Genomic DNA, 24149 nt, shown 5'->3' with positions numbered 1-24149 from the left:
AGCGGAGCGCCTACGCCGCCTGCAAGTCCATGCGCGCACCGAACTCCCGGACCACCGCCTCCTCCCGGAACGGCTCCAACCGCTGCTGGAAGTCCTCCAGATACTCGGCGCCCCGATTCGATCGCAGCGACCCCAGCAACTCCACCGCCTTCAACCCGGTGTGGCAGGCCTGCTCGACCTCCCGCTGCTGCACCTGTGCCGTGGCGAGCAGCACGTACCCGATGGCCCGCCGCCGCGCCCGCGATTCCGGATGCTTGGCCAACGACTCCTCGGCCCGCCGGGCGGCCGCCTCCGCCTGCCCCAGATCCCGGTGACAGTGCGCCAACTCGTCGGCCAGATAGGCCTCGTCGAAGTGTTTGATCCACACCGGGTCGTCCCCGGACGACGGATCCGCCGCCTCCAACGCGTCGACGGCCCGCCCCGCGGCCGCCTGCGCACCGCGCGCGTCCCCCATCAACGCGTGCCCGCGCGCCTCCGCCGCGTGGAACATCGACTCCGCGCGCGGAGTCGCCCGCCCCCTCGCCCCTTCCTGCGCCGCGCGCGCCAACTGCGAGATCTCCCGCGGGTTTCCGAGCTGCGCGGCGAGGTGACTCATGGACGCGGCGAGGACATAGCCGCCGTACGCGCGGTCGCCCGCGGCCTGGGCGAGACGGAGCGCCTGGATGTAGTACCGCTGGGCGAGGCCGGGTTGACCGGTGTCGACGGCCATGTACCCGGCGAGTTCGGTGAGTCGGGAGACCGCCGCGAACAACTCCCGTCCCACGGCCTCCCGGTAGGAGCCGGCGAGCAGTCCCGAGACGACGCTGTTGAGGTAGTGCACGACGACCGGCCGGATGTGCCCGCTGCCGTACTGGTGGTCGAGGTCCACGAGCGCCTGGGTCATCGCGCGCACGGCCGTCACGTCGGCGAGCCCCACCCTGGGCCCCGCCGACCGGGCCACCTGCGAGTCCGGCGCCGAGATCAGCCAGTCACGGCTGGGCTCGACGAGGGCGGAGGCGGCCACGGAGGACCCGGAGAGGAAGTCCCGCCGTCCCACGTCGCTGCGCCACAGCTCACAGACCTGCTCGATGGCTCCCAGCACCGTCGGCGAGAACTGCAGGCCGACACCGGACGCCAGGTTCTTGCCGTTGGCCATGCCGATCTCGTCGATGGTGACCGTACGGCCCAGCTTGCGGCCGAGGGCCTCGGCGATGATCGCGGGCGCCCGGCCCCGCGGCTGCTGTCCGCGCAGCCAGCGCGCGACGGACGTCTTGTCGTAGCGGAGGTCGAGTCCGTGCTCCGCGCCGCACATGTTGACCCGCCGGGCCAGCCCCGCGTTGGAGCAGCCCGCTTCCTGGATGAGCGCCTGCAGTCGTTCGTTCGGCTGCCTGGCGACGAGCGGCCTTGCGGCCATGGCGTACCCCCTGTGGCTGTGGTGCCTTGCCCACGCACCGAGTTGACGTGCCTTCAGTGACCGCGTCCCGTCGCATACGTGTACCCACGTGTCGAAAGGATCCGGCCTCGAAGATCAATGCCCCGCCGACATACCGAAGATGCGAGACATGCCAGGATTGCCGGGGTAAACACGGATGCTGTACCCCACACGTGGCTACCCGGCTCACTCCGTGATCCCTCTCGCGCGCCCCCGGACATGCACCCATGCGCCCCGGGCCCGTTGACGATGCTCTCCCCCGCGCATGTGACATCCGTAACCCCTGATGACCGCTAGAGTTGTGTTCATCGTGGAAGAGACCATCGCGGGCCCTGAAGCTGCCCAAATCCCGAAGCAGCGTGGCGAATCGCTGCTGGACACCGCCGTTCGATACGCCGAAGAGCGCCATTGGGACGTGTTCCCCGGCACTTGGCTGGAAGCCGTCGACGGGGTGCAGATCTGCTCCTGCGGCAACGCAGCGTGCGCCACCCCCGGCGCGCACCCGGCGCGCGAGGACTGGGCGACCCAGGCGACAGGCAGTGCGACCGTCGCACGCCGCCTCTGGTCGAAGCAGCCGAGCGCGTCGATCCTGCTGCCGACCGGCCGTACGTTCGACACGATCGACGTTCCCGAGACCGCCGGCCTGCTGGCGCTCGCCCGTATGGAACGCATGGAGCTGACGCTCGGGCCGGTGACCTGGACCCCGGACCGCCGTATGCAGTTCTTCGTGCTCCCGGGCGCGTCGGTCAAAGTCCCGGACCTGGTGCGGAAGTTGGGCTGGTCGCCGCTCGCGCTCGATCTCAAGGCGCTGGGCGAGGGCGAGTTCGTGGCCGCCCCGCCGACGCGCTACGGATCCCGGGGCGCCGTGCAGTGGGCCCGCCGCCCCACCCCGGCCAACCGCTGGCTGCCGGACGCGGAAGAACTGATCTCCCCGCTCGCCTACGCGTGCGGCCGGGACGGCCGCCGGTAACTCCGGGGGGGCCGCCCGCGTTCCCTTCCCCCAAGTGGCCGACCGGGCCACTCACGTGATCTCCTCCATGCGGCACGTGCGATGGCTGGGGACTGGGGGCGTATGGACAGGCAGGGCACCCTGCGACGCGGCATGAGAGTCGGTCTGCTGATGGCTTGCCTTCCGAGCCTGCCCTGGGCCGCACTCGCCGTGGCGGTGGCCGCGGTGGAATTCCTCAGGGGAGGGGACACACAGCTGGCGACCCAGAACGTGCGGTACGCGGCTGTGCTCTCCGGGGGAAGCCTGGTCGTCGGAGTGCTGATGGGCCTGATCCTCGGCGGAGGCCTGGCGCTCGCTTCTCGCGCCGTCGCTCGCGTGTGGGGACTCGCCCTCGTGGGAGGGCTGCTCGGAGCGCTGCTCTTCCCGGCCGAGTTCGTGGTGGTCACGCTGGGCACGGACGGGGCTTACGCACAGCTCCTGACGACGCTGCTGGCGTGGCCGGTCATGACGGTGGTGGCGGCCGCGCACAGCGCCGACATCGTCGGGCGGTCCCGCACCCGCAGCTGGCTCTGGACCCCAGGACCGGTACAGCGCCTCGGACGAGGCCGATGACACCGACGGACACGGCCTGGACGACGGACGCCGTCGCGGGTGACGGGACCGGAGCGGGGCTGGGACCTCGTGCTCAGGCCGAGAAGCCGTCCAGGAACGGCTCTATCGCCGCGCGCCACGCGTCCGGCTGGTCGTAGTGGACCAGGTGGCCCGCGTCTGCGACCTCCGCGTACTGGCCGTGGGGCAACACCCGGACCATCTCCTGGGCCTCGGCGCGTCCCAGCTCCCCGTCGAGGCCGCGGACGACGAGGGCCGGGCAGCGCACCTGGGTCAGCTCCTCCCAGTGCGCGTCGTAGACCCAGGTCTCACGGGTCGTCAGCATCTGCTCGGGTTCGAACACGGGCCGCCAGCCGTCGGGCCCCTCGTGCATGACCTCGGCGTAGAACTCGCCCCGGGACGGGCTGGGGCGCTCCACCCAGGGGTCGTCCTCGCCGAACCACTTGCGGACGTCGGCGAGGGTGGCGAACGGCAGCGGCCAGGCCTTGAACCAGTTCTCCCACTCGCGCTGCGAGGCCGCGCCGAGCGCCGAGGCCCGCATGTCGCAGATGATCAGTCCGCTCACCAGGTCGGGGCGGCGGGCGGCCAGCTGCCAGGCGGTCAGCGCACCCATGGCGTGGCCGATGAGGACGACCGGGGCGAGGCCCAGCTGTTCGACGGCGGCCTCGGCGTCCTCGACGTAGGCCTCACGGGTGTACGCGGCCTGCTCGGGCTTCGCGCTCTGGCCATGTCCGCGCTGATCGAGCGCCACGGCACGGTGGCGTTCGGAGAGCCAGCGGGCGGTGGGAGCCCAGTGCGAGGCGCGGCCCATGAGGCCGTGCAATAACAGCACCCCCGGCCGGGGTTCGTTCTCGCCGGTCTTGGGCGGGTCGCCGAACTCCCAGGCGGCGAGACTCACGCCGCCCGCTCCCCTCACGTCGATGCGCCGCACCATTGGCACCCCCCAGACTCCCGCCCGGACCGCTCGCTCCCGCCTCTCGCTCCCGCTTCGAGCCGGCCGGTCCACTCGTCCCAACTGCTGTCGTACCGCTGTCGTGCTGCTTCCGTACTGCATCCGCTGTCGCTTCCGCCCTGGCTCTCGCCGTCGCTCGCCTGCTCCAGCTGCTGTCGTGCGCCGTGCGTGCCGCTCGGACGGCGAGCACTTGTGTTACAGCGCGCATATCGGTTGACACGTTACGTGTGGGGCGCTCGCATCAGTCATGGCGCGGGTCACACAGCGACACGCCACCCACGTTATCGAATACATATTCGAAGATGCCGCCCTTGGCGACAACACCCCTCATTCGAGTGACCTCCCTCAAGGATTGCCCGCCACCGCCGAGGGGAGATCTTCAACGGGAGGCGGACCGCTCGGGGAAAACGGTCCGAGGGGGATGACCCTGGGAGCTCGGGGCTCCGGGTCAGTACAGGGGAGGACAGGCCCCGGCGCCGCACGGCGCCGGGGCCCTCCTCGTGTCCACGGCACATCCGCCCCGCCCCCTCCCTCACCACCCGGGATCCCCGTCTCGGGCGGCCAAGAGCCCCTCAGGTCATATGCCTCACGCGCAAGCCTCGCACGCGAACGGCCCGAGCGCTGCGATTCGGCGCACTGAATATTGGATTGGACGGGTTCCCGGACACGGGCCCCCGTACACCACAATTCCCCCTTGCGCACCGGGAGTTGGCGGGCGATACGGACATCCGCCGACACGCGTCGAACAGCGCCCGGCAGCGGGTGCGCGGGCCGACCCCGACGAGGATCGGCGGGGTGAGGGGCAGGTGCGAGGGACGGGCGCGGGCACGGGCGGGCGGCACAGGCGGGAGCGGGATGCCGGTGCGGGCCCGGCTACGGACCCGGGTGCGGGCCCGGCTACGGACCCGGGAGGGTCACTGCTTGGCGACGAACACGTGGGAGGCGACGTCCGCCTCCAGCTCCGCCGCCTCACCGCCGCTGCCCACGAGGACACCGCCGGCCGCCTCCGTCACGCTCACCACGGAACCGGGCTGCACGCCCGCGCGGCGCAGCGTGTACATCAGCTGGGCGTCCGTCTGGATGGGTTCGCCGATACGGCGCACGACGACGGTCTTGCCCTCGGTCCCCGGGTCGAGGTCGGCCAGCGACACCATGCCCTCGTCCAGGAAGGGGTCCGCGCCGTCCTTCTCGCCCAGCTCCTCCAGGCCCGGGATCGGGTTGCCGTACGGCGACTCCGTGGGATGGCGCAGCAGCTCCAGGACGCGGCGCTCGACCGCCTCGCTCATCACGTGCTCCCAGCGACACGCCTCCGCGTGCACCTGCTCCCACTCCAGACCGATCACGTCGACGAGCAGGCACTCCGCGAGGCGGTGCTTGCGCATCACACGCGTCGCCAGCCGACGGCCCTCCTCGGTGAGCTCCAGGTGACGGTCCGCGGCGACGGACACCAGGCCGTCGCGCTCCATGCGCGCGACCGTCTGGCTCACCGTGGGGCCGCTCTGGTCGAGCCGCTCGGCGATCCGGGCGCGCATGGGGACCACACCTTCCTCCTCCAGCTCGAGGATGGTGCGGAGATACATCTCCGTCGTGTCGATCAGTCCGGACATACGTGCCCCTCGATGAGATTCAGCCGGAGGCTGCGACGGCCACACCGGCTTGCTGCGGCTTGCTGCGCTGGCCCTGGACCCAATTCTTACGCATCCGACTGACAACGGGGTGGCGCCGGGGGAACGACGGCGGTATGAGCCCGGTCAGGTGGCCGATTTGTGACCTGACGCCCCGCTTTCGGGGCCGGCTCGCCCAGGGGGGTGGGCGGCTGAGGCCGGGTCGCGGGTGCGGGTGCGGGTGGGTGGGGCTTCTCGCGCAGTTCCCCGCACCCCTGGAGAGCGGGGGCTGCGCCCCGCGCTCTCCGGCCCATGCTTCGTGTATTGACACCCCACTGGTCCAGACCACTAACGTGATCGGCGTCACCAAGGACTCGCGGAAGGCGGAGGGGTCGGCGCATGGGGCTGGACGGCGGCACGGCGGGTGGGCGGTTCCTCGACGCGGCGATCGGGCTGCTCGAACGCGTACGGGACGAGGAGGCAGGGTCGATCACCGCGGCGGGAGAGCTGATCGCGGACACGGTCGTCACCGGCGGACGCCTGTTCGCGTTCGGTGCCGGCCACTCCTCGCTCGCCGCCCAGGACCTCGTCTACCGGGCCGGCGGACTCGCGCTGATGAACCTGCTGGCGGTCCCCGGCGCCGTGGGCGTGGACGTGGTGCCCGCCACCCTCGGATCCGCGCTGGAACGGGTCGACGGGCTCGCGACCGCCGTGCTCGACAGCAGCCCGCTGCGGGCCGGCGACCTGCTCGTGGTGATCTCGCTCTCCGGCCGCAACGCGCTGCCCGTCGAGATGGCCTCGCACGCCCGTGAACTGGGCGCGAAGGTCATCGGCGTCACCTCGGTCGCGTACGCCACACGCACGACGTCCCGCCACTCCTCCGGCACCTTCCTCAAGGACCACTGCGACCTCGTCCTCGACTCGAAGATCGCGGTCGGCGACGCCGAACTCACCCTCGACACCATCTCCGCCCCCTTCGCCCCGGCCTCCACCGTCGTCACCTCGGCGATCCTGCAGTCGGTCATGGCCACCGCCGCCGCCTCCCTCGCGGACCGGGGCGTCGAACCGCCCCTGCTGCGCTCCGGCAACGTCGACGGCGGGCTCGACTGGAACGACCGGGTGATGCGCGAGTACGGAGATCGGATCTTCTACCTCCGCTGACTGCACCCCTGGATTCGTGGGAACGCTGAGAAGGGTGAGGAGGAAATCCGGCGTACAACGATTTCGTCCAAATCTTGCGTGAAGCAGATGTGGGCTGGGTCACGTTCGAGTTGAATGATGACGAGTGAGCGAACCGACGCGCCGTACCAGCCGTACATGCGGACGCAACGCAGCCTGCAGGGGGTTCAGGTGAGTGCTTCCCGGCGTACCGGGGCCACCGACGAACTCGGGCCCGACAAGCCCGAGCGAGACGGCCCGACGAACGACGACACCGAGGACACCGAGGACATCGAGGGCACGGTGAACACCGAGGACACCGAAGGCACCGAGGGCTCCACGGATTGCGCGGACGCCGGTGGTTCCGACCTCCTCGCCGCCCTCCTCGACGGGATGGACGCGGCCCTGTGCGCCTTCGACGCCGACGGCGTCGTCACTCACTGGAACCACGAGGCCGAACGCATCCTGGGCTGGAGCACCGAGGAGGCCGTGGGCCGCCGCGGCTTCGCCGGGTGGGCGGTGCGCACCGCCGACGCCGAGGAGGTCGAGGGGCGGCTGATGGCCGCCATGCACGCCAGCGGCCGACAGGTGCACGAGTTCGCCCTGGTCACCAAGGACGGCGGGCGCGTCCTGGTCCGCACCCAGTCCGCCGCCGTACGCGGACCCGACGGCAAGCCCGCAGGCCTCTACTGCGCCTTCAGCGAGGTCCACGCCCAGATCGATCTCGAACGGTCCATCGCGCTCAGCGAGGCCCTCTTCGAGGACGCCTCCTGGGGCGTCGTCCTCGTCGACGCCGACCTGCGCCCCGCCGTCGTCAACGCCCACGCCGCCCGCTCCCTCGGCATCGGCCGCACGGCCGTCCTCGGACGCCCCCTCGGCGAACTGCTCGCCCAGGGCGCAGAGGAACTGGAGAGCGCCCTCACCCATGTCCTCGCCGAGGGCGCCCCGCCCGCGCCCGCGGAGATCTGGGTCGGCGTCCGCACCCCCGACGGCGAAAAACGGCGGTGCTGGCGGAGCGGATTCCTCCGCCTCGCCTCCCCCCTCGCCGAGGAGCCCGTACCGCTCGGCGTCGGCTGGCTCTTCCAGGACATCACCGAGTCCAAACAGACCGAGCAGGAGGCCGCGCAGCTCCGCTTCCGCGTCAACCAGCTCCACCGGGCCGCACGCGCCGCCTCCGAGTGCGAGGACCCCGGCGAGGCCGCCACCGTCCACCTCGACTTCGCCCTCGCCGGCTTCGCCGACCACGCCCTCATCGACCGCGTGGCCGGAGGGTCGATGGCCGACGGCGAAGGGCCCGCCCGGCTCGTCCGCGCCGCCGCCACACCCTCCGGCCGGCCCGGCCCCAGCCATCTCGCCGGTCACGCCGGCATCCCCGTCCGCTACGGCCCCGGGCACCCCGCCCTGCAGTGCGTGGAGCGCGCCGGCTCGGTCCGCGCCAGCGCCGGTACGGCCGCACCGGAGAAGGCCCGCGAGTGGGCCACGGGGCGCCAGTGGCCCCCGGAGACCGTGCACGCCCTCTGCGCGGTCCTCCGCAGCCGCGGCCGTACCCTCGGCGTCGTCACCTTCCTCCGCGGCGCGGGCCGCACCCCGTTCGAACGCACGGACGCGGTCTACGCGGAGGACGTGGCCATACACATCGCGGCGGCCCTGGACCTGGAGGCACTGGAGAGGTCGTCGGAGTAGGCGCCACGGCGAGGGCCTGGAGGCGCTGAAGCGGGCGTCGAGTAATCCCTCGGCAATCCCCTCGGAAAATCACTTGAGCGTCTCCGGGACGCTTCTTAAGGTGTGCGGTACACGAGAGAGGAGGTGGTTCGGCAGATGTATTGCAACCGGACGCGTGAGGTGGCTGCGGGCTAGCGGCCCAGCACCACACACAGTGCGGTGCCGGACCAGTGCGTACTGAGCGCGCAGCCGGCCCAATCTCAAGCAGTCACCCGACCCGCAGACTCGCCGGTACGTCCGGCCGGCTTCTTCGCCTTCTGGCGGAGGGACCCAGAGTCTGCGGGTCGTCTGCGTTTCGTAGGGCGCAGTATGCTTTCACCATGCTTCCGATACTCGTTCGACGCCGGCACGTGGACTTCGTGCGCGTCACGAGCATGGGCTGTCGGGCTTCCGGCTGAATCCGGAGCTTCCGCTCAAGGGCTCAGATCTCAGAGCCCGGCCCCAGCAGTTCCTCCTTCTCACGCTCGGACGCATCTCATGACGAACTCAGCGACCACGTCGTCGTACCTCCAGCTGCCCATCATCGATCTCTCCGCCGCCGACCGCGGGCCCGAGGCGCGGGCGCTGTTGCACGCGCAGTTGCACAGTGCCGCGCATGACGTGGGGTTCTTCCAACTCGTCGGGCACGGGATCGGGGAGGAGATCCGGCGGCTCGACGCGGCCATGCGGGCGTTCTTCGCGTTGCCCGAGGCCGAGCGGCTCGCCCTCGACAACGTCAACTCGCCGCATTTCCGGGGCTACACGCGGACCGGGGACGAGCGGACGGGTGGCAGTCGGGACTGGCGGGACCAGTTGGACATCGGCGCCGAGCGGGCCGTCCGGCGTCCCGGGCCCGGGGAGCCGGCGTACTGGTGGCTCCAGGGACCCAATCAGTGGCCCGCCTCCCTGCCGGAGCTGCGGACCGTCGCGCTCGCGTGGATCGACCGTCTCAGTGCCGTGGCGCAGCGGCTGCTGCGGGAGTTGCTGGTCTCGATCGGGGCGCCCGCCGATTTCTACGATCCGATCTTCGGGGAGCGGGCCCATCCGCAGCTGAAGCTGGTGCGGTATCCGGGGAGTTCGGGGGACGGGGCCGATCAGGGGGTGGGCGCCCACAAGGACTACGGGTTCCTGACCTTGCTGTTGCAGGACCAGGTCGGTGGGCTCCAGGTGGAGCGGGCGGACGGGCTGTTCCATGACGTTCCGCCGATTCCGGGCGCGTTCGTCGTGAACCTCGGGGAGTTGTTGGAGGTGGCGACGAACGGCTATCTGCTCGCCACCCATCACCGGGTGGTGAGCCCGCCCGGAGCGACCGAGCGGTTCTCCGTGCCGTTCTTCTACAACCCCCGGCTCGACGCCCGGGTGGAGCCGCTGGTCTTTCCGTACGCCTCCACCGCGCCCGGTGTGACCGACGATCCGGGGAATCCGCTGTTCGCCGAGTACGGGTTCAACGAGCTGAAGGGGAAGCTGCGGGCGCATCCGCTCGTCGCCGAGCGGCATCACGCGGGGCTGCTCAGCCCCGCGTGACGGTACGGTCCCGTTCGCTAGTGCGCGGCGATGTCCGCGTAGCCCTCGATCTCCTGGGGGCTGCGCGCGCCCGGTCCCACGTAGCGTGCGGAGGGGCGCACGAGTCGGCCGGTGCGCTTCTGTTCGAGGATGTGCGCCGACCAGCCGGCGGTGCGGGCGCAGGTGAACATCGATGTGAACATGTGCGCCGGGACCTCGGCGAAGTCCAGGACGATGGCCGCCCAGAACTCGACGTTCGTGGCGAGGACCCGGTCGGGGCGGCGGGCGTGGAGTTCTGCCAGGGCCGCCTTCTCCAGGGCTTCGGCGACCTCGAAGCGGGGGGCGCCGAGGTCGCGGGCGGTGCGGCGCAGGACCCGGGCGCGGGGGTCCTCGGCGCGGTAGACGCGGTGGCCGAAGCCCATGAGGCGTTCGCCCTTGTCGAGGGCCTGCTTGACGTAGGCGTCGGCGTCGCCGGTGCGTTCGATCTCCTCGATCATGCCGAGGACGCGGGAGGGGGCGCCGCCGTGGAGGGGGCCGGACATGGCGCCGACGGCGCCGGAGAGGGCGGCGGCGACATCCGCGCCGGTGGAGGCGATCACGCGGGCGGTGAAGGTGGAGGCGTTCATTCCGTGTTCGGCGGCGCTGGTCCAGTAGGCGTCGACGGCCGCGACGTGCTTGGGGTCGGGCTCGCCGCGCCAGCGGATCATGAAGCGTTCCACGACGGACTGGGCCTTGTCGATCTCGCGCTGCGGGACCATGGGCAGGCCCTGGCCGCGGGCGGACTGGGCGACGTAGGAGAGGGCCATGACGGCGGCGCGGGCGAGGTCGGCGCGGGCCTGCTCCTCGTCGATGTCGAGGAGGGGTTTGAGGCCCCAGACGGGGGCCAGCATGGCGAGCGCGGACTGGACGTCGACGCGGATGTCGCCGGAGTGGACGGGGATGGGGAACGGCTCGGCGGGCGGGAGGCCGGGGCGGAAGGCGCCGTCGACGAGGAGGCCCCAGACGTTGCCGAAGGAGACGTGGCCGACCAGGTCCTCGATGTCGACGCCCCGGTAGCGGAGGGCGCCGCCTTCCTTGTCCGGTTCGGCGATCTCCGTCTCGAACGCGACGACTCCTTCGAGGCCAGGTACAAAGCCGGGGTCGAAGTCGGACATCAGGCGGCTCCTCTCGATGTGTGCGACAGGGAGACAGGCGGTTCCAGCACCATACGCCTGAGTGCCACTTTTAGGGAGGGTCGGCGGCACTCAGTGCCACTTCTCCTCCGGTCCGCCGTTCATACGGCAGGATGACCATGTGAACGATCACGATCCCGCTCTCATGCGCAAGCAGTACCGTGCCGACGGGCTCGACGAGAGCGAGCTGGCCGCCGGTCCCATGGAGCAGTTCGGGCGGTGGTTCCTCCAGGCCGCACAGGAGGGGGCGGTGTTCGAGCCGAACGCCATGGTGGTGTCGACGGCCGACGCGGAGGGGCGCCCCACTTCTCGTACGGTGCTGATGAAGGCGTACGACGCGCGTGGCTTCGTCTTCTACACGAACTACGACTCGCGCAAGGCCCTTGACCTGGCGGTGAACCCGTACGTCTCGCTGCTCTTCCCCTGGCACGCGCTGGCCCGGCAGGTGATCGTGACGGGGACGGCGGTGCGGACCGGGCGGGACGAGACGGCGGCGTACTTCCGGACGCGGCCGCACGGGTCGCAGCTGGGGGCGTGGGCCAGCGCGCAGTCGTCGGTGATCTCCTCACGGGCCGAACTGGACGCCACGTACGAGGAGTTGCTCGCGCGCTATCCGGAGGGCGAGCAGGTGCCGGTGCCGCCGCACTGGGGTGGTTTCCGGGTGGTGCCGCAGAGTGTGGAGTTCTGGCAGGGGCGGTGGAACCGGCTGCACGACCGGCTGCGGTACGTGGCGGAGCCGGACGGGTCGTGGTCGGTGGAGCGGCTGAGTCCCTGATGTCCCGGGGGCGGCTCAGCCGAGTTTCTCGTCGAGGAGGGCCGCCCACTGGGCCACCACCTTGTCGCGGCGGCCGGTGTCGTCGGTGAGCAGGTTGGCGAGGCCGAGGCCGCGGGCCATGTCGAGGAGGCCCTGGACGGTTTCGCGGACGCCGGGGACAGTCTCGTCGGCGCGCAGGAGGTCGACGGCGATGCGGTGGGTCTCGCGGCCGACGCGGGCTTCGAGTTCGGTGACGCGGGAGCGGAGCTGTTCCTCGTTGGAGGCGGCGACCCAGAGGTGGAGGGCGGCGCGGAAGAGGGGGCCGGTGAAGAGGTCGACGACGGCGGCGACGACGGCCCGGCGGTCGGCGGCGCCTTCGGGGAAGAGGGCGCGCAGGGCGAGGGAGCGCTCTTCGGCGACGTACTCCACGGCGGCGGTGAACAGGTCCTCGCGGGTGCGGAAGTGGTGTTGGGCGGCGCCCCGGGAGACGCCCGCGCGTTCGGCGACGACGGAGACGGTGGAGCCGGCCCAGCCGTGTTCGGCGAGGCAGGAGACGGCGGCTTCCAGGAGGCGCTGACGGGTGACGCGGCTGCGGTCCTGCTTGGGGCCGCGATCCACGCCAGGGCCTGTTTCAGTCATGCTCACAACACCCATTCCGGGTCCCGTCCTTCGAGGAACGCCGTCATGCCCTCGCGGGCGTCGGCGGAGGCGAACAGCCGGGACGACAGGCTGGTCAGTTCACCCGCGTCCAGGTCGAAGTTCTCCAGCACCTTAGCCGTGAGCAGGCGTTTCGTCTCCGCCAGGGCGGTCGGGGAGGCCCGGCGCAGTCCGTCGAGGACGGGGGCGAGGACGTCGTCGACATCGTCCCCGGCGGCCGTGAGCAGGCCGATACGGGCGGCCTCGGCGGGGCCGAACCGCTCGCCGGTGAGGTAGTAGCGGGCGAGGGCGCGCGGGTCGGTGCGGGGGCGCAGGGTGAGGGAGATGACGGCGGGGGCGACGCCGATCCGGACCTCGGTGAGGGCGAAGGTGGCCTCGGGTCCGGCGGCGGCGATGTCGCAGGCGCCGAGCAGGCCGAGGCCGCCCGCGCGGACGTGGCCGGTGACGCGGGCGACGACGGGTCCGGGCAGGTCGAGGATCTGGCGGAGCAGCGTGACCATGGCTTTCGGGTCGGGCGGGTCCCGCAGGTCGGCGCCCGCGCAGAACGTGTTCCCGGTGTGGGCGAGGACGACGGCGCGTACGCCGTCGTCCTCGCCGCACCGGGTGAGCGCGCCCGACAGCTCCCCGACCAGCCTCGCCGAGAGGGCGTTGCGGTTGGCCGGGGAGTCGAGGGTGAGGGTGGTGATGCCCCGGTCGTGGGCACGGTGGATCAGGTCGGTCACAGGCGGTCCCTGAGTTCGCGGCGCAGGATCTTCCCGGAGGCCGCGCGGGGCACGTCGGCGATGAAGGTGACGTGGCGGACGCGTTTGTAGGGGGCGACGCGTTCGGCGACGTACATCATCACCTCGCCCTCGGAGAGGTCCCGCGCGGTGGGCCGGCGGACGACGAAGGCGTGCGGGACCTCGTTGCCGTCGTCGTTGTAGTGGCCGATGACGGCGGCGTCGGCGATGCCGGGGTGGGTGACGAGGAGGGCTTCGAGTTCGGCGGGGGCGACCTGGAACCCCTTGTACTTGATCAGCTCCTTGACCCGGTCGACGACATACAGCCAGCCGTCGGCGTCCACATGGCCGATGTCGCCGGTGGCGAGCCAGCCGTCGGAGTCGATCATGTCGGCGGTGGCCTGGGGGCGGCCCAGGTAGCCCTTCATGACCTGCGGGCCCCGGATGACGATCTCGCCGGGTTCGCCGACGCCGACCTCCTTGCCGGGGTCGTCGAGGGAGACGATCCGCATCTCGGTGCCGGCGATGAGTTTGCCGACGGTGCCGGGGGGCGCGACGGCGGCCTGGACGAGGGGGACCAGGTGGGAGCAGGGGGAGAGTTCGGTCATGCCGTAGCCCTGGACGACGGGCGGCAGGGAGAGGCGGGCGGAGCAGGCTGCGGCGAGCTTGGCGTCGAGGGGTGCGGCGGCGGAGAGGATGTGCCGGACCGTGGAGAGGTCGTAGCGCTCGGCGGCCGGGTGTTTGGCGAGGGCGAGGACGATCGGCGGGGCCACGTAGAGGTGGGTGATGCGGTGGTCCGCGATCGCCTTGAGGTAGCCCTCCAGGTCGAAGCGGGGCAGGACGACGACCGTGGCGCCGAGCCGCAGCGGGGCGTTCATCAGGGCGGTGAGGCCATAGATGTGAAAAAACGGCAAAACGGCGAGGATGCGGTCGCCGGGGCCGGCCGGCATGACCGGTTCGAGCTGGGCGAGGTTGGTGGCGATGGACCGGTGGGTGAGCATGACGCCCTTGGGGACGCCGGTCGTGCCGGAGGAGTACGGCAGGGCCGCGAGGTCCGTCACCGGGTCGATGCCGACGGCCGGTTCGGGCGCGGCGGAGGCGAGCATGTCGATCAGCGAGCGGTGGCCGGGGGCGCTGTCGCAGACGAAGATCTCCCGTACGCCGCCGACACGTTCGGCGGCGGCGCGGGCGGTCTCCAGCAGCGGTGAGACCGTGACGATCCAGCTCGCCCCGGAGTCCTGGAGCTGTGTGGCCATCTCACCGGGGGTGGCCAGCGGGTGCACGGTGGTGACGGTGGCGCCCGCGCGGGTGGCCGCGTAGAACGCCGTCGGGTAGGCGATCGTGTTGGGGCTGTGCAGGGCGAGGACGTCGCCCTTGCGGACGCCCGCCTCGGCGAACGCGGCCGCGAGCCGGCGGTGGAAGCGGTCCAGTTGTTCGTACGTGAGCGTCGTGCCGTCGACTCCGTCGATCAGTGCGGGCAGCTCGCCGAACTCGGCGGCCCGGCCCAGGACGGCGTCGTGGATGGGGAGTTCGAGGGGTGGGACGTCTGCGTACTCGCTGCGGAACATGGTTCCTCCTCGCGCCACACGGTGCCCGTCAGTACGACTTCGGCAGGCCCAGGGTCTGGTGGGAGACGTAGTTGAGAATCATCTCCCGGCTCACCGGCGCGATACGAGACACGCGCGCGGCCGTAATCAGCGACGCGAGGCCGAACTCGGCGGTGAGGCCGTTGCCGCCGAGGGTGTGCACGGCCTGGTCGACGGCCTTCACACAGGCCTCGCCCGCCGCGTACTTGGCCATGTTGGCGGCCTCGCCGGCCGCCGCGTCGTCGCCCGCGTCGTAGAGGTGGGCCGCCTTCTGCGTCATCAGACGGGCCAGCTCGAGTTCGATGTGGGACTGGGCGAGGGGGTGGGCGATCGCCTGGTGGGCGCCGATGGGCTGGCGCCAGACCGTGCGGTCGCGGGCGTACTCGACGGCTTTCGCGAGGGCGTACCTGGCCATGCCGATGGCGAAGGCGGCCGTCATGATCCGCTCGGGGTTGAGGCCGGCGAAGAGCTGGAGGAGGCCGGCGTTCTCGTCGCCGACCAGGGCGTCGGCGGGGAGCCGGATGTCGTCGAAGGTCAGCTCGAACTGCTTCTCGGCGGCGCGGAGTTCCATGTCGATCCGGCGGTACTCGAAGCCGGGGGTGTCCGTGGGGACGATGAAGAGGCAGGGCTTGAGGGTGCCGGTGCGGGCGTCCTCGGTGCGGCCGACGATGAGGACGGCGTCCGCCCGGTCGACGCCGGAGATGAAGACCTTGCGGCCTGTGAGTAGCCAGTCTCCGGTTTCGTCGCGGCGGGCCGTGGTGGTGATGCGGTGGCTGTTGGAGCCGGCGTCGGGTTCGGTGATGCCGAAGGCCATGAGGCGCGAGCCGTCGGCGAGGCCGGGGAGCCAGGCTTGTTTCTGGGCCTCCGTACCGAAGCGTGCGATCACCGTGCCGCAGATCGCCGGGGAGACGATCAGCATGAGGAGGGGGCAGCCCGCGGTGCCGAGTTCCTCCAGGACGATGGAGAGTTCGGTGATGCCGCCGCCTCCGCCTCCGTAGGCCTCGGGGAGGTTGACGCCCAGGTAGCCGAGTTCGGCGGCCTCGGACCAGAGTTCGTCGGGGTGACGGCCCTCTTTGTTGATCGTGGCCATGTAGTCGCGGCCGTAGCGTTTTCCGAGGGCGGAGACTGCGGCTCGTAGGGCTTTGTGTTCTTCGGATTCGAGGGCCGTGGACATCGGGGGCTCCTAAGGGGGAGGGTCCAGTCGTTGGGAGGAGGGTGCGGGTGGGTTGTGGCTGGTCGCGCCCGCGCGGCGGAGCCGCATATCGACACAGCCCCGCGCCCCTTTAGGTGGGCTGCTCCTCGACCACGGCCAAGAGGGCGCCCATCTCGACCTGCTGTCCTACAGCCACGTGCAGGGCCGTCAGCGTGCCCGTCGCCGGGGCTGTGATCTTGTGTTCCATCTTCATCGCCTCCAGCCAGAGCAGGGGTTGGCCCGCCTCCACGGTCGAGCCCTGCTTCAGCGTCTCCGCCACGCGGACGACCGTGCCCGGCATGGGGGCCAGGAGGGAGCCGGGGGCCTGTTGGGTGGTGGGGTCGGGGAAGCGGGGGAGGGCGGTGAGGGGGGTGGCGTTGACGTGGATGTCGTCGCCGTAGCGGGCCACCTCGAACTTTCGTTGGACGCCGTCCACTTCGAGGACCACGCGCCCGGGGTCGGCGTGGACGACTCGGACGTCGTCCGCCTCCGGGCCGGTCCTGGTGTGGCGGTAGTGGACCTCGTGCTCCTCCCCCGCCATCAGGTACCGCTTGGTCTGGGGCTGGGAGGGCACGTTGCGCCAGCCGCCGAAGCGGGGGTCGCCCCCGGCGGCGGCGTCCGCGAGGGCGGCGGCCAGCGGGGCGTGCGGGTCGGGGGTCTTGGCGGTGAGGGCGTCGAGGTGGCGGTCGTAGAAGCCCGTGTCCATGCGGGCGGACGTGAACTCCTCGTGGCGCAGGGAGTTCACCAGCAGGGCCCGGTTCGTGGTCGGGCCGTGGATCGTCGCCCGGTCCAGGGCGCCAGCCAGCCTGCGGATCGCCTCCGCCCGGGTGGGGGCGTGGGCGATCAGCTTGGCGAGCATCGGGTCGTAGTGGACGCCGATCGTGTCGCCGTCCTCGTATCCGGTGTCCAGGCGGATGCCGTACGAGACGGCCCCGGGGACGGCCAGTCGGTGCAGGGTGCCGGTCTGTGGGGTCCAGTCGCGGGCCGGGTCCTCGGCGTAGAGGCGGGCCTCGATGGCGTGGCCGCGTGCGGGTGGGGGGTCGGCGGGCAGGGCGTGGCCCTCGGCGACGCGGATCTGTTCGGCGACCAGGTCGAGGCCGAAGACGGCTTCGGTCACCGGGTGTTCGACCTGGAGGCGGGTGTTCATCTCCAGGAAGTGGGCCCGGCCGGCGGAGACGAGGAACTCGACGGTGCCCGCGCCGACGTAGTCGACGGCGCGCGCGGCGCGTACGGCCAGCGTGTGGAGTTCCTCGGTGAGCGCGTCGGGCAGGGCGGGGGCCGGGGCCTCCTCGATCACCTTCTGGTGGCGGCGTTGGAGGGAGCAGTCGCGGGTGCCCAGCGGCCAGACGGTGCCGTGGGTGTCGGCGAGGATCTGGACCTCGACGTGACGGCCGTTCTCCAGATACGGCTCGACGAAGACCTCGCCGTCGCCGAAGGCGCTCGCGGCCTCGGCGCGGGCGCTCTCCAGGGCGGCGGGCAGGTCTGTCAGGTGGCGTACGACGCGCATGCCGCGTCCGCCGCCGCCCGCCGCCGCCTTCACCAGGACCGGCAGGTCGTCCCCGGTGACCTCGGCCGCGTCCAGGGGCGCCAGGCCCATGAGTTCCTTGGCGCGGGTCTTGGACGCCATCGCCTCGATCGCCTCGGGGGGCGGGCCGATCCAGACGAGGCCCGCGTCCAGGACGGCACGGGCGAAGTCCGCGTTCTCGGAGAGGAAGCCGTAGCCGGGGTGGACGGCGCCGGCGTCGGCGGCGAGGGCCGCCTTCACGATCAGGTCGCCGCGCAGATAGGTGTCGGCGGAGGCCGCGCCCGGCAGCCGTACGGCCGTGTCGGCCGTGCGCGTGTGCAGGGCGTACGCGTCGGCGTCGGAGTGCACGGCGACCGTGCGGATGCCCAGGTCGGCGCAGGTGCGGAAGATACGGCAGGCGATCTCGCCGCGGTTGGCGACGAGGACGGAGTCGATCGTCTGGATCACTGGTGCGGTCACGGGAGACATCACAGGAGACATCAAGAGAGACAACCTCACATCCGGAAGACGCCGAAGCCGCCACGTGCGCCCTCGTAGGGGGCCGTGTGGATCGCGGACAGGCACAGGCCGAGGACGGTGCGGGTGTCGCGGGGGTCGATGACCCCGTCGTCGTACAGCCGTCCGGACAGGAACATCGGGAGCGACTCGGACTCGATCTGCTGCTCCACCATCGCGCGCAGCGCGGCGTCGGCGTCCTCGTCGTACGGCTGTCCCTTGGCCGTCGCCGACTGGCGGGCCACGATCGACAGGACGCCCGCCAGTTGCTGCGGGCCCATCACGGCCGACTTGGCGCTGGGCCAGGCGAAGAGGAAGCGGGGGTCGTAGGCGCGGCCGCACATGCCGTAGTGACCGGCGCCGTACGACGCTCCCATGAGGACGGACAGGTGGGGCACCCGGCTGTTGCTCACCGCGTTGATCATCATCGCGCCGTGCTTGATGATGCCGCCCTGCTCGTACTCCTTGCCGACCATGTAGCCGGTGGTGTTGTGCAGGAAGAGCAGCGGGATGTCGCGCTGGTTGGCGAGCTGGATGAACTGGGCGGCCTTCTGGGACTCCTCGCTGAAGAGGACCCCTTGGGCGTTGGCGAGGATGCCGAGCGGATAGCCGTGGAGGGTGGCCCAGCCGGTGGTGAGGCTGGTGCCGTAGAGGGGCTTGAACTCGTCGAAGTCGGAGGCGTCGACGATCCGCGCGATGACCTCGCGGGGGTCGAAGGGCACCTTCAGGTCGCCGGGGACGATGCCGAGCAGTTCCTCCGGGTCGTACTTCGGGGGCGCGGCCGGGGCCGGGTCGGCGTACGCCTTGCGGTGGTTGAGGCGGGCGACGACCCGGCGGGCCTGGCGCAGGGCGTCCGGTTCGTCGACGGCGAAGTGGTCCGCGAGGCCCGACACGCGCGCGTGCATCTCGGCGCCGCCCAGCGACTCGTCGTCGCTCTCCTCGCCGGTGGCCATCTTGACCAGGGGCGGGCCGCCGAGGAACACCTTCGCCCGCTCCTTGACCATGATCACGTGGTCGGACATGCCGGGGACGTACGCGCCACCGGCGGTGGAGTTGCCGAAGACGACGGCGACGGTGGGGATGCCGGCGGCGGAGAGCCGGGTGAGGTCGCGGAAGATCGCGCCGCCGGGGATGAAGATCTCCTTCTGGGAGGGGAGATCGGCCCCTCCGGACTCCACCAGACTGATGCAGGGCAACCGGTTGGCGAGGGCGATGTCGTTGGCCCGGAGGGCCTTCTTCAGGCTCCACGGGTTGCTCGCGCCACCGCGTACGGTCGGGTCGTTGGCGGTGATCAGGCACTCGACGCCCTCGACGATCCCGACGCCGGTGACGAGCGAGGCGCCGACCGTGTACTCGCTGCCCCAGGCGGCGAGCGGCGACAGCTCCAGGAAGGGGGTGTCGGGGTCGAGGAGCAGTTCGATGCGCTCGCGGGCGAGGAGCTTGCCGCGTCCCCGGTGGCGGGCGGTGTACTTCTCACCGCCTCCCGCGAGGGCCTTCGCGTGCTCGGCGTCGAGTTCGGCGAGCCGGGCGAGCATGGCCTCGCGGTTCGCGACGTGGTCGGGGGCGCCCAGGTCGAGGGCGGAGGCGAGGACGGTCACCGGAGGGCCTCCTCGGGCTGGCGGCGGGCGGTCACGGATGGACCTCCGGTGTGTCCAGGCGGCGGGCGGTCGCCGGAGAGCCCTGCGGGAGGTCCAAGTGGCAGGCAGTCACAGCAGAACCCTCGGGAGGTCCGGGCGGCGGACGGTCACAGCAGAATCTCCGGAATGTCCGGGCGGCGGGCGGTCGCAGGAGGCCCTTCCGGACGTCCAGGTGGCGGGCGGTCGCCGGAGAGCCCTCCGGGAGGCCCAAGTGACGGGCGTTCACAGCAGGGCCTCCGGGATGTCCAGGTGGCGGGAGCGGAGCCATTCGCCGAGGGCCTTGGCCTGGGGGTCGAAGCGGGCCTGCGAGGCGACGCCCTCGCCGAGGATGCCGGCGATCTCGAAGTTGAGGGCGCGCAGGTTCGGCAGCGTGTGCCTGGTGACCGGCAGGTCGGCCGTCTCCGGGAGGAGCGCGCGGAGCCGGTCGGTGGTGAGGGTGTGGGCCAGCCACCGCCACGCGTCGTCCGTGCGGGCCCAGAGGCCGATGTTGGCGTTGCCGCCCTTGTCCCCGCTGCGGGCCCCGACGACGAGGCCGAGGGGTGCGCGGCGGGTGGGGAGCCCTTGCGGCAGCGGCTCCGGGAGCGGCGGCTCGTCGACGGGCCGCAGGACGAGGTGGTCGCCGGCCGGGGGCACGGGGACCCGGCGGCCGTCATGGAGGACGGCGAGGTGCTCGACCGTGTCCTGGCCGACGTGAGCCGCCTCGAACACACCGTAGGGTGCGCCCTTTCCGGGCGGTGCCAGGACGTGGAAGCCGGGGTAGCTCGCGAGGGCCAGCTCCACGGCGGCCCCGCTGAGGGCCCGGCCGACGGTGTTCTGGTCGGGGTCGCGGACGACGAGCCGGAGGAGGGCGCTGGCGGTCTCCTCGGTACGGGCGTCGGGCCGGTCGGTGCGGGACAGCTCCCAGTCCACGTGCGCGGGACGGGACTTGGCGGCGGCGATCGCGGTCTCCAGCTGATCGCGGACGAGGGCGGCCTTGCGTTCGATCTCCAGGCCGGTCAGGACGAAGGTGACCTCGTTGCGGAAGCCGCCGAGCCGGTTGAGGCCGACCTTGAGGGTCGGGGGCGGGGCCTCGCCGCGTACGCCGTGGACACGGACCCGGTCGGGGCCGTCCTGGGTGAGGGTGATCGTGTCGAGGCGGGCGGTGACGTCGGGGCCCGCGTACCGGGCACCGCCCGTCTCGTAGAGGAGCTGCGCGGTGACCGTGCCGACGTCGACGAGACCGCCGGTGCCGGGGTGTTTGGTGATCACGGCCATGCCGTCGGCGTGGAGTTCGGCGAGGGGGAAGCCGGGGTGGCGAAGGGCGGCCGGGGTGGACTCGTGGAAGAACGCGTAGTTGCCGCCGGTCGCCTGCGCCCCGCACTCCAGGATGTGTCCGGCGACGACGGCGCCCGCGAGGCGGTCGTACTCCCCCGGCCCCCAGCCGAAGTGCGCGGCGGCGGGCCCGGTCACCAGGGCCGCGTCCGTGACCCGGCCGGTGACCACGACGTCGGCGCCCTCCCGCAGACAGGCGGCGATGCCGAAGCCGCCGAGGTAGGCGTGGGCGGCGAGGGTGCCGGAGTGGTCGGTGGTCAGATCGTCGCCCTCGACGTGCGCGACCCGGACGGGGATGCCGAGCCGGCCCGCCAACTCCCGTACGGCGTCGGCGAGTCCGGCGGGATTGAGGCCACCGGCGTTGGCGACGATCCGCACGCCGCGCTCGTGCGCGAGCCCCAGGCACTCCTCCAGTTGGCGCAGGAATGTGCGGGCGTACCCGGCCGTGGGGTCCTTCAGGCGGTCACGGCCGAGGATGAGCATGGTCAGCTCGGCCAGGTAGTCGCCGGTGAGGACGTCGAGTTCGCCGCCGGTGAGCATCTCGCGCATGGCGTCGAAGCGGTCGCCGTAGAAGCCGGAGGCGTTGCCTATGCGGAGGGCCGCCGCCGTCACGGGGTGGCTTCCTTCGCGGCGCGCCCGGTGCCCGGCGGGCCCGCGAAGGCCTGGGCGATGTCCAGCCAGCGGTCGGCGTCGGAGCCCTCGGCGTGGAGGGCGAGGTCGGCGCGATGGGCGCGCTGGGTGACCAGGAGGCAGAGGTCGAGGGCGGGACCGCTGACACGGTCGGTGGCGTCCTCGGGGCCGTACGCCCACAACTCGCCGTCAGGACTGGTGAGTTCGACGCGGAACTCCTCGAAGGGCGGGGTCAGCCCGTGCACGCCGAAGGCGAAGTCGCGGGTGCGGATGCCGAGTCGGACGATGTGCCGGAGGCGGTCGCCGGGGCTGATCCGGGGGACGCCCAGCGCGTCGGCGACGTCGAGACCGTGGGCCCAGGTCTCCATGAGGCGGGCGGTCGCCATGGAGGCGGTGGACATGGGCGGGCCGTACCAGGGGAACCGCGCGCCCTCGGGTGCCGCGCGCAGGGCGGCCTCCAGGGCCTCGCGGCCGGCCCGCCAGTCCGCGAGCAGTTCCGCGGGCGCCTTGTCGGCGCCGTCCTCGGCACCCCGGTCCACGAAGTCGCCGGGCGCGGTCAGCGCGCTCTCGACCTCGCGGGCGAAGGCGGCCTGGTCGGTCACCGCCAGCACGGAGGAGTGGTCCGTCCAGGCGAGGTGGGCGATCTGGTGGGCGACGGTCCAGCCGGGCGCGGGCGTTGTGAGCGCCCACCGCTCCGGGCTCAACTCGGCCACGAGCAGGTCGAGTTCCTGACTCTCGGCACGGAGATCGTCAATCACGGGCGTGGGGTCGGCCATGGGGGGAGCATGGCAGCGACCGAAGAAACAAGCAAGCGTGCTTGCATTTTTGCGGGGCGAATTCGGGGCCGTGGCCCGGTATCGAAGCTATCAAGGTAAGGGGTGATAGCGACTACATGCCTGACTTAGTCCATTGCCTTGCACTGTCAAGTCCTCCATACTGAACGACGTGACACTCCCCCGTGCTGAACAGTCCGCGCCCGTCGCCGCGGCCGCACCCTCGACCGACCCCGTGCCCGTGCCCGTGCCCGGCTCCGGCTCCGGCTCCGGCTCCGGCGGCTCCCGCCCCGCGCGCGGTCTGGGCTCCCTCGGACCCGTGGGGCTCGTGCTGGCCGGGGGGATATCGGTGCAGTTCGGCGGGGCGCTCGCGGTGACGCTGATGCCGCGCGCCGGGGCGCTCGGGGTGGTGACGCTGCGGCTCGCGGTGGCCGCGCTGGTGATGCTGGTGATCTGCCGCCCCCGGCTGCGCGGGCACTCTCGGACCGACTGGGGGACCGTGATCGTCTTCGGCGTCACCATGGCCGCGATGAACGGCCTCTTCTACCAGGCCCTCGCCCGTATCCCCCTCGGCCTCGCCGTCACCCTGGAGGTGCTCGGCCCGCTGGCGCTCTCGGTCCTCGCGTCCCGGCGGGCGGTGAACGTGGTGTGGGCCGGGCTGGCCCTCTGCGGCGTCTTCCTGCTCGGGGGAGGCGGAGGCGTCGGCGGCCTCGACCCGCTCGGCATCGCCTTCGCCCTCGCCCTCGCCGCCGGGTCGGCGTGGGCCCTGTACATCGTCTTCAGCGCGCGTACGGGTCGGCGGTTCCCGCAGGCCGACGGGCTGGCGTTGGCCATGGGCGTCGCGGCGGTGCTGTTCCTGCCGCTGGGGATCGTCGAATCAGGGGCCAGACTCCTCGATCCGACGACACTCGCCCTGGGCGCCGCCGTCGCCGTGCTCTCCTCCGTCCTGCCCTACACCCTCGAACTCCTCGCCCTGCGCCGGCTGCCCGCCCCCACCTTCGCGATCCTCATGAGCCTGGAGCCCGCGATCGCCGCCACCGCCGGTTTCCTCATCCTCGACCAGGCCCTCACCACCGTCGAGGCCCTCGCGATCGCCCTGGTCATCGGAGCGAGCATGGGGGCGGTACGGACACAGGTGGGGCGGGGGAAGGCGGGGCGGGAGAGGGCGGAGGTGCCGGGGTGAGCCGCTGTCTGGCGGCCCATGTCTTGGCCTGACCCACCCGTCTCCCTAACGTGAGGGGGATCCCCGCCCGTCCGTGGGCGGGAGACCTGACCGACGGGGGTACGGGTGCCGCACATCGAGTTGTCCGCCGGGACGATCGACTGCCAGGACACCGGCGGCGAGGGGCCGGTGATTAGGTGTGGCCATCGAACCGATCAAGGTCGAGCCCACGGCGGGCTTGTCGCTCGCTGCTGTATAACCGGCCTGTGATCTACCACGTCGTATCCCTGGACGTCTGGACCGCCCGGCCCGACCAGCCGTACGCCCCCGACTCGCTCCCGGCGGACGGTTTCGTGCACTGTTCGCCGGACGAGGCGACCACGCTGGCCGTCGTCAACGCCTTCTACCGGGACGCGCCCAGGCCGCTGCACGTGCTCGTCCTCGACGAGGAACGGCTCACCGCCCGGGTGGAGTTCGAGGCCGCCGCCCCCGCCCCGCCGCCGGGTGTCGGCGAGGACGTCCTGTTCCCCCATGTGTTCGGGCCCCTCGACCGTGACGCCGTCGTACGGATCCTGGAGATCCGGTGGGACGAGGATGGCCGAGCGGTGGGGCTGGGGGAGCGTCAGGGCGCCTGAGGTCTGCCGGCCCG

20 protein-coding genes are annotated in these 24149 nt (G+C 71.9%); 8 read left to right on the top strand and 12 right to left on the bottom strand.

The features are described from left to right. Window positions 1–10: 10 nt before the first annotated feature. Window positions 11–1393: a transcriptional regulator gene (locus P8T65_RS26080; protein ID WP_316727668.1), complete on the bottom strand. Its 1383-nt coding sequence runs from the start codon at window positions 1391–1393 to the stop codon at window positions 11–13. Window positions 1394–1697: 304 nt separating this feature from the next. On the opposite strand from P8T65_RS26080, the gene P8T65_RS26075 reads away from it, so the two are divergent. Together P8T65_RS26075 and P8T65_RS26070 are read left to right on the top strand one after the other, a co-directional pair. Next, entirely contained in the window at window positions 1698–2381 is a 684-nt protein-coding gene (locus P8T65_RS26075) for a bifunctional DNA primase/polymerase (RefSeq protein ID WP_399100224.1), read from the top strand. 132 nt (window positions 2382–2513) lie between these two features. Then, window positions 2514–2972: a hypothetical protein gene (locus P8T65_RS26070; protein WP_316727667.1), complete on the top strand. Its 459-nt coding sequence runs from the start codon at window positions 2514–2516 to the stop codon at window positions 2970–2972. A 73-nt stretch (window positions 2973–3045) separates the two neighbouring features. Here the strand turns inward: P8T65_RS26070 and P8T65_RS26065 are convergent, their stop codons facing one another. Together P8T65_RS26065 and P8T65_RS26060 are read right to left on the bottom strand one after the other, a co-directional pair. Next, the gene (locus P8T65_RS26065; RefSeq protein ID WP_184892669.1) at window positions 3046–3903 is read right to left on the bottom strand and encodes an alpha/beta fold hydrolase; all 858 of its coding nucleotides are present in this window, start codon (window positions 3901–3903) and stop codon (window positions 3046–3048) included. A gap of 932 nt (window positions 3904–4835) precedes the next feature. Continuing rightward, window positions 4836–5528, bottom strand: a complete 693-nt coding sequence (locus P8T65_RS26060) for a metal-dependent transcriptional regulator (RefSeq protein ID WP_316727666.1) — start codon at window positions 5526–5528, stop codon at window positions 4836–4838. A gap of 396 nt (window positions 5529–5924) precedes the next feature. Between P8T65_RS26060 and P8T65_RS26055 the strand changes: the two genes are divergently transcribed. The 3 genes from P8T65_RS26055 (at window position 5925) to P8T65_RS26045 (ending at window position 9908) form a co-directional block, all read left to right on the top strand. Further along, window positions 5925–6686 (top strand): SIS domain-containing protein, encoded by a 762-nt coding sequence (locus P8T65_RS26055; protein ID WP_316727665.1) that lies wholly within the window; start codon window positions 5925–5927, stop codon window positions 6684–6686. Between the two features lie 189 nt (window positions 6687–6875). Continuing rightward, entirely contained in the window at window positions 6876–8366 is a 1491-nt protein-coding gene (locus P8T65_RS26050; protein WP_316727664.1) for a PAS domain-containing protein, read from the top strand. 516 nt (window positions 8367–8882) lie between these two features. Further along, entirely contained in the window at window positions 8883–9908 is a 1026-nt protein-coding gene (locus P8T65_RS26045) for a 2-oxoglutarate and iron-dependent oxygenase domain-containing protein (RefSeq protein ID WP_316727663.1), read from the top strand. A 17-nt stretch (window positions 9909–9925) separates the two neighbouring features. On the opposite strand, the gene P8T65_RS26040 is transcribed toward P8T65_RS26045, so the two are convergent. Then, window positions 9926–11041: a citrate synthase 2 gene (locus P8T65_RS26040; protein WP_184892661.1), complete on the bottom strand. Its 1116-nt coding sequence runs from the start codon at window positions 11039–11041 to the stop codon at window positions 9926–9928. Between the two features lie 163 nt (window positions 11042–11204). Between P8T65_RS26040 and pdxH the strand changes: the two genes are divergently transcribed. Further along, the gene (gene pdxH / locus P8T65_RS26035; protein WP_316731719.1) at window positions 11205–11834 is read left to right on the top strand and encodes a pyridoxamine 5'-phosphate oxidase; all 630 of its coding nucleotides are present in this window, start codon (window positions 11205–11207) and stop codon (window positions 11832–11834) included. Window positions 11835–11849: 15 nt separating this feature from the next. Here the strand turns inward: pdxH and P8T65_RS26030 are convergent, their stop codons facing one another. The 8 genes from P8T65_RS26030 to P8T65_RS25995 all read right to left on the bottom strand — a co-directional run bounded on the left by P8T65_RS26030 (window position 11850) and on the right by P8T65_RS25995 (window position 22341). Continuing rightward, the gene (locus tag P8T65_RS26030) at window positions 11850–12467 is read right to left on the bottom strand and encodes a TetR/AcrR family transcriptional regulator (protein WP_316727662.1); all 618 of its coding nucleotides are present in this window, start codon (window positions 12465–12467) and stop codon (window positions 11850–11852) included. Then, complete coding sequence (locus tag P8T65_RS26025; protein WP_316727661.1) at window positions 12455–13192, bottom strand: enoyl-CoA hydratase family protein; 738 nt, start codon at window positions 13190–13192, stop codon at window positions 12455–12457. Before P8T65_RS26025 ends, P8T65_RS26030 begins: the two co-directional genes overlap by 13 nt. After that, window positions 13189–14757, bottom strand: a complete 1569-nt coding sequence (locus P8T65_RS26020) for a 4-coumarate--CoA ligase family protein (protein ID WP_316727660.1) — start codon at window positions 14755–14757, stop codon at window positions 13189–13191. The genes P8T65_RS26025 and P8T65_RS26020 overlap by 4 nt, the downstream gene beginning before the upstream one ends. Window positions 14758–14785: 28 nt before the next feature. After that, window positions 14786–15949 carry an acyl-CoA dehydrogenase family protein gene (locus P8T65_RS26015; RefSeq protein ID WP_316727659.1) on the bottom strand — a complete coding sequence of 388 codons (1164 nt, stop codon included), beginning with the start codon at window positions 15947–15949 and terminating at the stop codon, window positions 14786–14788. A 109-nt stretch (window positions 15950–16058) separates the two neighbouring features. After that, the gene (locus tag P8T65_RS26010) at window positions 16059–17951 is read right to left on the bottom strand and encodes a biotin carboxylase N-terminal domain-containing protein (RefSeq protein WP_316727658.1); all 1893 of its coding nucleotides are present in this window, start codon (window positions 17949–17951) and stop codon (window positions 16059–16061) included. Between the two features lie 35 nt (window positions 17952–17986). Continuing rightward, entirely contained in the window at window positions 17987–19585 is a 1599-nt protein-coding gene (locus P8T65_RS26005; RefSeq protein WP_316727657.1) for a carboxyl transferase domain-containing protein, read from the bottom strand. A gap of 261 nt (window positions 19586–19846) precedes the next feature. Continuing rightward, window positions 19847–21484 (bottom strand): acyclic terpene utilization AtuA family protein, encoded by a 1638-nt coding sequence (locus tag P8T65_RS26000; protein ID WP_399103212.1) that lies wholly within the window; start codon window positions 21482–21484, stop codon window positions 19847–19849. A 59-nt stretch (window positions 21485–21543) separates the two neighbouring features. Next, window positions 21544–22341, bottom strand: coding sequence for a TIGR03084 family metal-binding protein (locus P8T65_RS25995; protein WP_316727655.1), 798 nt, complete (start codon window positions 22339–22341; stop codon window positions 21544–21546). 244 nt (window positions 22342–22585) lie between these two features. Here P8T65_RS25995 and P8T65_RS25990 point away from each other — a divergent pair, with 244 nt between their 5' ends. After that, window positions 22586–23521 carry an EamA family transporter gene (locus P8T65_RS25990; RefSeq protein WP_316731718.1) on the top strand — a complete coding sequence of 312 codons (936 nt, stop codon included), beginning with the start codon at window positions 22586–22588 and terminating at the stop codon, window positions 23519–23521. Window positions 23522–23766: 245 nt separating this feature from the next. Continuing rightward, window positions 23767–24135, top strand: a complete 369-nt coding sequence (locus P8T65_RS25985) for a DUF952 domain-containing protein (protein ID WP_316727654.1) — start codon at window positions 23767–23769, stop codon at window positions 24133–24135. The last annotated feature ends 14 nt before the right edge of the window (window positions 24136–24149 follow it).

The sequence above is a fragment of the Streptomyces sp. 11x1 genome, from assembly GCF_032598905.1.
Lineage (GTDB): Bacteria > Actinomycetota > Actinomycetes > Streptomycetales > Streptomycetaceae > Streptomyces.
The sequence above is the reverse complement of the archived record's forward strand: the minus strand, read 5'-3'. Positions and strand labels throughout refer to the sequence as shown.